5 protein-coding genes are annotated in these 8,110 nt (G+C 48.2%); all 5 read right to left on the reverse strand.

All coding sequences use genetic code 11. The annotated features are described in order from the left end of the window. Window positions 1-3,534, reverse strand: coding sequence for a hypothetical protein (locus tag HW115_RS08245; protein WP_178932107.1), 3,534 nt, complete (start codon window positions 3,532-3,534; stop codon window positions 1-3). Window positions 3,535-3,659: 125 nt separating this feature from the next. Continuing rightward, a complete protein-coding gene (locus HW115_RS08250) occupies window positions 3,660-4,145 on the reverse strand; it encodes a coiled-coil domain-containing protein (protein WP_178932108.1) in 486 nt (161 codons plus the stop codon). 31 nt (window positions 4,146-4,176) lie between these two features. Further along, window positions 4,177-4,626 carry a hypothetical protein gene (locus tag HW115_RS08255; RefSeq protein ID WP_178932109.1) on the reverse strand — a complete coding sequence of 150 codons (450 nt, stop codon included), beginning with the start codon at window positions 4,624-4,626 and terminating at the stop codon, window positions 4,177-4,179. 126 nt (window positions 4,627-4,752) lie between these two features. Continuing rightward, a complete protein-coding gene (locus HW115_RS08260) occupies window positions 4,753-6,477 on the reverse strand; it encodes a hypothetical protein (RefSeq protein ID WP_178932110.1) in 1,725 nt (574 codons plus the stop codon). Between the two features lie 43 nt (window positions 6,478-6,520). After that, window positions 6,521-7,849: a tetratricopeptide repeat protein gene (locus HW115_RS08265; RefSeq protein ID WP_178932111.1), complete on the reverse strand. Its 1,329-nt coding sequence runs from the start codon at window positions 7,847-7,849 to the stop codon at window positions 6,521-6,523. Window positions 7,850-8,110 lie beyond the last annotated feature (261 nt).

Genomic DNA, 8,110 nt, shown 5'->3' on the forward strand with positions numbered 1-8,110 from the left:
TCAATCGAGCCAGATGGTGAACCTCTCCGTAGGTTGATCTGTTCGATCAGTTCCGTACTTTGTTTTTGCATAGTTCTTGCCTAGTCGAGGTCTCTTTTGTTCGAAATCCATACCGGCCATTCCGTTATAGATCCAACGGAAACCTGAAAGCCTTTTTCCCTCATTGTATGTGATGCACGATTCCATTTTTCCTGGAAGCCGGTTGTTAAAGTATTTGCAGACGCCGTGTTCTTTATCGTTTTTCCAGTTGGTATCGGCATAGAGCCACCCGTCGATGAAATGCTTGGAGTTTCCATCCTTTTTTCCATCTTTATAATGGGTGATTTCGGTTATCGATCCCAGCGACTGCTGCCGACGTGTTTCATAACGTATCCATTTCCCATGTTTTTTGCCATTTCGGTAGTGGCCTGTTTGATCTAACATGGTCCCGGTGTCGTAATCGTATTCGGTGTATGGGCCGTGCTGTAATCCATAAATTTGATAGATGTTGGTGTCCCAAGCTTCACCTTCAATGTAGTCACCCCTCGCTCGTTGCTCTCTGTAGTATCGATTGACCTCGGAGGCTTTGGCTCTGGCTTCTTTTCTGGTATACGCTTGAACGTCTTTACAGGTGAAGCGTTTCCAGACTTGTGGTTTTTCAGGGCTTCCTCGGTCGTTGATGATGACTTTGGTTCCTTTGAGGTTTGAAATGTTGATGGTCGCTTTATCCTCGGCTAAAAATGATCCAGTGAGTCGGTCACCCAGAACGACGGTGATGGTATCCGTTTTTACAGCCTCTGCACTGTAGCGGAATACCGGGGTTTGGGTGATGGTGCTGCTATTGCCAGTTTTCCATTGATAGTAATAATCCACCCCATCCTGTTGTCCTGTGACAGTGGCGGTGATTTCTTCATAATCACCTTCATAGAATTGGTAGCTTTCTTTTGATAGAGCGATGGATTCGGTTCCCTGTTTGAGGGTGATGGATCCTCTGATGACACGGCGGATCGTTCGGGTCATAGCCGTAAAGTCACCCGTAAGCCCCGTGATTCGAATCTCTGCCATAAGACCGACCGGATAGGTGTCCGGGACGGTAGGTAAGTTGATTGTCCACTTTCCGGAATCGGTCATTTTTGCAGATTTCAGTGAGCATCGGTACGTCGCACTGATCGTTGGCGTTTGTCCTGTGATGGAAGTGATTTCCGCGCGGATGCGTTCGACGGCACTGATGAGGCTGTCATCAAAGGCCACAGTCAACTCAATGCCTTCTTCCGGGGAGGTTCCCTTCGGGATCGGGATGGGTGAAGACGGATCGCTTTGTAAGCTGAGAGGCATAAAACGGAGGTCGGTTATTTTTTTGAGGCAACCATCCACCCTTTGCTGGAATGCCATGCGTTCCTGTTCGATGCGTTCTTTTTCGACGCGTGCTGCTTGATAATTTTTACGAGCTTCCGCGCTGATCGTTTTGAGGTAGCTGCCACCATCCTGAACCGCTTTGAGGGCGCGTTTGGAGTCGATGCCACCTTTTTTCAGTGACCGGAATAATCGTGTTTTGATTTCACTTTCAGCGGTTTTACTATTGTAGTCCAATGTGGCTTCTTTGAGTTCGCCTTCCCCCCAAGCGGAAACGGTGCGGTAGGGGGCGGTAACAATGTAGGTGACACCCGTTTTGGCTCCTTCATACATACCGACGCCGAGCTCTTTGGTGTTTTCCCACATGTACCATGATCCACCATCGGGAGCAGGACCGTCTTCGATGACCAGTTTGGGGGACTTGATTGTTTTGCCTTTGGCCCGGAGTTCGGCCGCTTTGGCTTCGAGCACTTCAAGGTTACCTGAGAGGATGGCGTCAGCGACATATTGTTTTGCCTCTTCTTTGGACATGTCTGCTTTACGGAATCTTAATTCCCACTGCGTAAGGTATGCCGTCATGTTGCTTTCGTTGGCATCTTTGATGCTTTGGGATGATTTGTAATAATCGACGCCTGAGGTGGCTATTTTTTCCGAGGTTCCAATGACCGTGCCAACGGGAGTCATATCGACAACGGTGCGAACGACATCTTTGAGTTCTGCTTTTCCTTCCTGGTAATCCTGGAGTTTTTTACAGGCATTTCCGATATCGGCGATGTCCATGATGTTGCCAAATCCATCGACTGCTTTCAGAGCCTTACTTTTGATTTTTGTTTTGATGTCTGGAGCGTCTGCGATGTCTACCTTGCGTGGTTTGGTTTTGCCTGATGTGTGAGGGTCGCTTGTGGCGTTGGTTTTTCCTGTGGATGGCTCGGCGGCCATTTTTTGTTTTTTTGGTTTGGCTCGGAATTCATCATTGGCCGCTTTGGTGGCTTGCATTTTACTTTTGGAGTCGATGAGTTCCTCGCGTATTCTTTTTGCTTTGTTTTCTAAATCTGACTGTAGTTTTTTTCGGCGTTCCGCTGTAGCGGGGGTGTCCTTCATTTGTTTGACTTTTTTCAGGTTGGCCTCGGCGGTGTCGAGCTGTTGTTTTTTCGCTTTCAGCTCATCTTTTGCGCGGGCGTAGGTTTTTTTCTCCGCCTGAGTCATGATATCTTTACTGGCTTCACGGATGCGTCCGGCTTCAGCGGGGTCTTTGATTTTGGTGCGCCGCTCTTTGATTTGCTTGAGTTTTTTGCGGAACCCCTCAGGGGTATCATCGATGCCGTTGCGTTTTAAAATTTTCTGTAGTTCGTCATCCGAAACATCTCCCATATCGAGCGTTTTGTTGGTGCTCTTGACCATGGTTTGCATGTTGTCCGGGTTCTCGACGAGCTGCTTATTAGAAGAAGTGTGTCCATCGCTGGCTTTTTTCATGTGGTCCTGCACCTCCACGTAATCGGTGCCTGCTTGTTTGCTTCCTTCCGCTCGGTTTCTCATGCGCTCGGACATAAAAATCTCATGGTTTCGAGCATCCACTTGGTTTTTGATATGATGAAATTCGGTTCCCACATCGGCCTTGACTCCTCCTTTGTGGATGGTGAGGTCAAAGTCACCTTGAATTTCCAAGGTTCCTGCGTTGTTGCTGACCTTGAGGTCATCGAGCCCCATATCACTGAGGGTTTCTTTGACTTTCTGAGCTGTCCGTGTCCCGCCTTGGGCATCGAGATCACTTTTCATGCCCGAGTGGGCTGGGTCATCAATCTTGGTGCCGAGTGAGGCTTCGATCCGATCGCTGACCGCTTGTTTTCCCCTGCCTGCTCGAGCATTGGCTTCGTCGATCAGGACGTTGTGCACTTGATTGCGTTTGGCCGCCAATACTTGAGATTCTGCACGATGGAGTTTAGCTTCCTTTTGTCGGTAGAAGTCTTTGTGCTTTTGGGACATGGGAGAGGCATCGATTTCCTTGAGTCGGTTGTTATAGCGCAGCTGTTCTGCATCCCAGCGGCATTGCACTTCCTTCCAAAGGTTGCCTACGGCCCAGAGTTCTTTCTCTGTATAGAGAACTCCGGCACTGACAGGTAGAATGGTCAGCAGTGTGAATAGAACGACGATGGCTGATTGATGTCTTTTGAGCGGGTGAGCCAATGGCATTAAAATTCTCATTTTAAAAATGAAAGGTTAGGATCAATGATTAACTCTTTCTTAGAGATGAGACAATAAAAAAAGACTGCCCACTTGAAAGGAATTCAAGTGGGCAGGTGTGTGATGATTTATATGGAAGATGGAGGTTATTTAACGCCGAACTTTTCGAATGTGGGTTCTAACTTGTCCATGCGCTCTTTGAAGTTTTTCATAATCGGCTTTAGCGTTTCCATTACTTCAGTATTGTCTTTGAAGGATTGGAAAGACTCACTGAGCTTTGTATCGAGCTCGGACTCGACTTTATCCATTTTTTCTTTGAGCTGCTTTTTCTCTTCCGGGCTGGGGTCTTCGAGTTTGTCGAAGCGTGCGGCCAAGGCTTCTAGTTCTTCATAGATCGTGTCTATTTTTTCTCCCGCTTGAGTAGCGGATTCTTTGTCTTTAACTGCAGCCAAGGTATCGGCAAAGCGATGCATGATGTCGGTCATTTCATCGGTGAGGGATTCGGCTGTATCAACCGACGCGGCTTCAGAGCTCGAGTCATTTGATGAGCTCCGCTTTTTATCTTCACATGAGACAAATAAAGAAGAGCATAATCCGAAGATTGCGAGGTAGAGGAACGTTGTTATTTTCATAATGTTGTATGGGTGAATGAGTAGAGCAGGATTAGATTTGAGTCAGGATAAATCCTAATGCCACGAGTGCTCCAAGCTTTTCATGTGAGCAGCCTTTGGCAGCGATGACGAGTAGTCCGAGGGAAACCAGTGATAAGCCGGTGAAACGCATCATGCTGATCAGCCAAATGCCGCTTTTGGCATCCACGCGTTCAGCTTCGGCTTCGAACCGAGCATCAACGAGCTTCTCTTCTTTAAGCACCTTGATCTCTTCGCGTAGTTCTTTTTTCTCGGTGGCATCATCGGAGTCAGCAATGACTCGTTCGATATCTTTGATCTCAAACTGTATCGCATCGATGTCTCCAGCTGCATCTCGTTCTGCGGCTCTTTTCCACGTGAGGGCACTTTGGCTAATGAGCAGAATGATGATTCCGATGAAGAGAACGGCGTAACGCATGAGAGGGTTGCCGAGGGCGAGTGTGGTTTCTGTTTTTTGGTCCATAGTTGTATTTAGGGTGATGATTGCACTGTGCATATTTTGCTCTTTAAGGCAATCTAAAACTTGATTTCAATAGGTAGAACCCCTTTTTTGGAGGGCATCATCATGGCATTCGACTGTTTCAGCTGATCAGCGATTGAGGTCGCTTTCATTCTTTTTCTTACCTGGTGGTGTGACATCGAGGCGGAGCCTCACCTCGATACTTTTAGATCGGTCATGCCCGGAGTGGCACATAATATAGAGCATCATGTACTTTCCTTCGACCTTCGAGACAGGGAAGGACCTATCGAAAGACTTTTTGAATGAGTCCGCTGTTTGATGTTTGTAGTCTTCCCAGTATATACGACTTTGTGGCGTGCCGTCAGGGCATATAACGACCGAGCTTTTGCCGAAGCGCCCTTCACCTTGGCAGACGCCCTTGACGGATAAACGATCTTCGGTAAACACACCCTCCAAGTGGAGTTGCGAGCCATGAAGGGTGCCGCCTTTGCCCTTGTCGCTTCGCCAAACCGAGGTCACGCGAAAGCCGGACAGGTTAAGATGGACTTCGGCTGAACCATTTTTGACCATGGTGGGGTAGACTTTTCCTACTGCCGCTAGAGGCTCTTGATTTTTCGGGTTCTCGCTCATCCAGATGGATCCGTAGGCGTTTCTTATCCTGCCGTCGGCATCGGTCACTCGAACCGCTAACCCGTAGGCTCCTGGCTCCTTCGGCGTATCAAAAGCGAATGTGATGGTTTGAGGTTTTTGAAGTGGTCCGTAGAAATCTCCCTGCACATCATAGGGAGGTGTGCCTCCGGTGATCGTAAAGCCAGCTTCACCTTGCTGGCCGAGTTGAATATGGGGTGTGGCAATGATCAGGCGAACATCGAACTCAGCTTTTTCTTTGGCTTCCTTTTCTCTCCTCCTTTTGATTTCCTCGTTAAATTGATGAATCCGGGCGAGGTGCTTTTTTTCACCGAGAGATCGGGCCTCAGCAATCGCCTTCTTTTTTGCCTTTTCCGCCTGACTGATTTTAGTTTGCAGGTCGTAGCTCAGAGCATTTAAATCAGCAATCGCAGGGTCGCCCGCTCCTTGCCGTTTTCTGGTGAAATCATAGAGCCCCTTGTTCAACTCTCGAGCACGTTCGTAATCGCCCTTGGTTACGGCCTTGTGAATTTTATGTAGCAGTTCATTAGCCAAACGTACTTCGTTGGCTTTCCAATTTTTTACGGTTTGATTGGCTTCTAGTTTGGCATCCCAAGCGCTCAGGCCATCTTCTATTGCTTGCTGAACATTGTTGCCTGTCCAGGTCGCCAAGAGGCCGACGCCAAAGCCTCCGATAGCTCCGACTCCTATTTGCCCTCCAATGTAACTTGCTCCAAGTCCCAATTCTGCTGAAATGGTCGCCCCGATGACTTGGTATTGGGCTTCACTAGCTTTACCTTCTCCAGTGTAGGCAACATAGATGACGTCGCCCATTTTTTTGATTTCCCAAATCGATGTGAGTTTCATGGCTGTTTTATCGGCCTTGACGATTTTGGACACCCGGTCTTTCACCGACTGGGTCGCGTGTTGAGCTTCGACGGCTCCATTGGCCCAAGATGCCGGGACCATTCGATAGCCGTATTTTTTCCCTTGAGCGGCGATGACTTGATTTGAGACGCCCCAAGATAATTTGGGCCCGGCCGGCTTGAGTTGATAAATATTGCCGAGGGAATCTTTTACATACTGTATGGCCACCCCTGAGGCCGTGTCCTTAAAAACCTGGAGGTGGAGATCTTTTTGTGGGTCAGGCGGGGCGGCGCTGATGGGAGCTATGAATAAAAAAAGAAGGGGCACGAGACAAACTGAGTGGGATATCTTCGCTTTCATCTTATTGTTAGGTTGTTGGTTTGCGGTAGAGGCCAAGCATTTGCTAGGGCTCAATTTTTTTGCCAATCTTATCTGCGAAGGCTCGAAGTTTGGTGTTGTCGGGGTGGTCTTTTGCTACGGCATCCAGCACGGCGTAGGCTTCTTTGTATTTTTTCTGCCCTATGAATGCGAGACCCATATACCAGCGGGCTTTCAAGTCCTGAGGCTTGGCTTTTACAGCCTGTTGGCTGGCTTTGAGGGCGAGGTCGTAATTTTCTTGATCCAAGGCGTCAGAGGCTTGGGTGATCAGTTGCTCGAAGGGTGGTTGTTTGACGGCTGGTTCCTTGGGGGCTGATTCTTTGTCCTCGGGCTCTTTAAACAGAGGTTCTTTGGCGGCCGTTTTTTTACTCTCGGGATCTTTAAACAGAGGCTCTTTACTCACGGGTGTTTTTTCAGAAGGGGCATCGGGTGTTTTGGCCTGGGGGCTACTGGGCATCACGGGTGGTTGGACCTCCTTTGGCCAATGATACCATTTCATAAAGAGTATCGGATTCGGGTTGCGAAAATAACTCGCATTGAGTGGGACATCAGCACCTTGGGATTTAAGAAACAAATGAAGGACCTCAAGGTAGAGTGTTAAGCCTTGCTCATAGGCTGCTGAGACTTTCTTTAAATCAGCTTCGAATCGCTGGAGTTTTTCTGCGCCTTCTTTCTGAGCTTTCGATTTGAAGGCTTCCCATCGAGGAGCTGCAGCGGGTGTCCAGGTTTTTGGATTGGAACTCCAGCTGGCAAGTTGGCCTGCCTCACCCTGAATGGCGTGTGCTGCGAACCATTCTGGTGGTGCGTTCGCAGGGAAATCCGAGCATTTTATCCGGAGGGTTGCCGCTGCCCAGGCTTTTTTATTTTCTTGATAGAAAACAGCAACGACCATTGGGTTGGGATAAGATCTCCTGTAGTTCAGGTTGGTGTTACGCACGACGTACGTTTTCATCTTCCACGGTCCAGCTGTTGAATTGCCCACAAAAAAGCCGTTTTTTTCTGCGGCTTTTTTGTCGAGTTCAGCAATGAATTCTTTACCAGCCTTCGCAAATTGTTCTTTCTCGAAGTTATAGGCGGTTGGTGAGAAAGCCCGCTGGGATAGCTTAACAGATAGATTGATCTTCGATTTGGAGATGCTGGTAGAGCTCCAGTAGTATTGGAGGTGCCACGGATTGGAGACGTCTTTCCAGCCCGTCGGGGCTACTGGGTGGGGCTGCGAGGTGAGATCCGGTGATTTTACCTTTGCTTCCTCAGCGATACAAAAGAGGTTTGTGACTCCTAGCAAAAAGATAGCGACTAAAGCAATGTATAAAATGTTAGATTGCTGCTTTTTAAGTGGGACGTGCGAGTTCATGGTTTTAGGGTGGGATAACAGGTATAAAATCAAGAATACCTTACTTGCTCCTATAGATATCTTTCCATTTATAGCAAGCATATTCGAAAGCTGAGTCATATACAGGGCGAATACACCAGGGACTAATACCATTTGATCAGTTAAATTGGCTGAATGGCACTGAAGGTTTTCGATTTTAACTAGGCGCAAGGAAGGCGCATAGCGGGCTATGCAACCGACGCGCAACAACGGTAAAATCTAAAAGATTCAGTGCCCCCTTGC

Origin of the sequence: Oceaniferula marina, assembly GCF_013391475.1 — a bacterium.
GTDB lineage: Bacteria > Verrucomicrobiota > Verrucomicrobiia > Verrucomicrobiales > Akkermansiaceae > Oceaniferula > Oceaniferula marina.

Excerpts from the sequence above, each read along its gene's own strand:
- HW115_RS08250 (WP_178932108.1), bottom strand. The coding sequence starts at position 4,145 with ATGAAAATAACAACGTTCCTCTACCTCGCAATCTTCGGATTATGCTCT.
- HW115_RS08265 (WP_178932111.1), bottom strand. The coding sequence starts at position 7,849 with ATGAACTCGCACGTCCCACTTAAAAAGCAGCAATCTAACATTTTATAC.
- HW115_RS08260 (WP_178932110.1), bottom strand. The coding sequence starts at position 6,477 with ATGAAAGCGAAGATATCCCACTCAGTTTGTCTCGTGCCCCTTCTTTTT.
- HW115_RS08245 (WP_178932107.1), bottom strand. The coding sequence starts at position 3,534 with ATGAGAATTTTAATGCCATTGGCTCACCCGCTCAAAAGACATCAATCA.
- HW115_RS08255 (WP_178932109.1), bottom strand. The coding sequence starts at position 4,626 with ATGGACCAAAAAACAGAAACCACACTCGCCCTCGGCAACCCTCTCATG.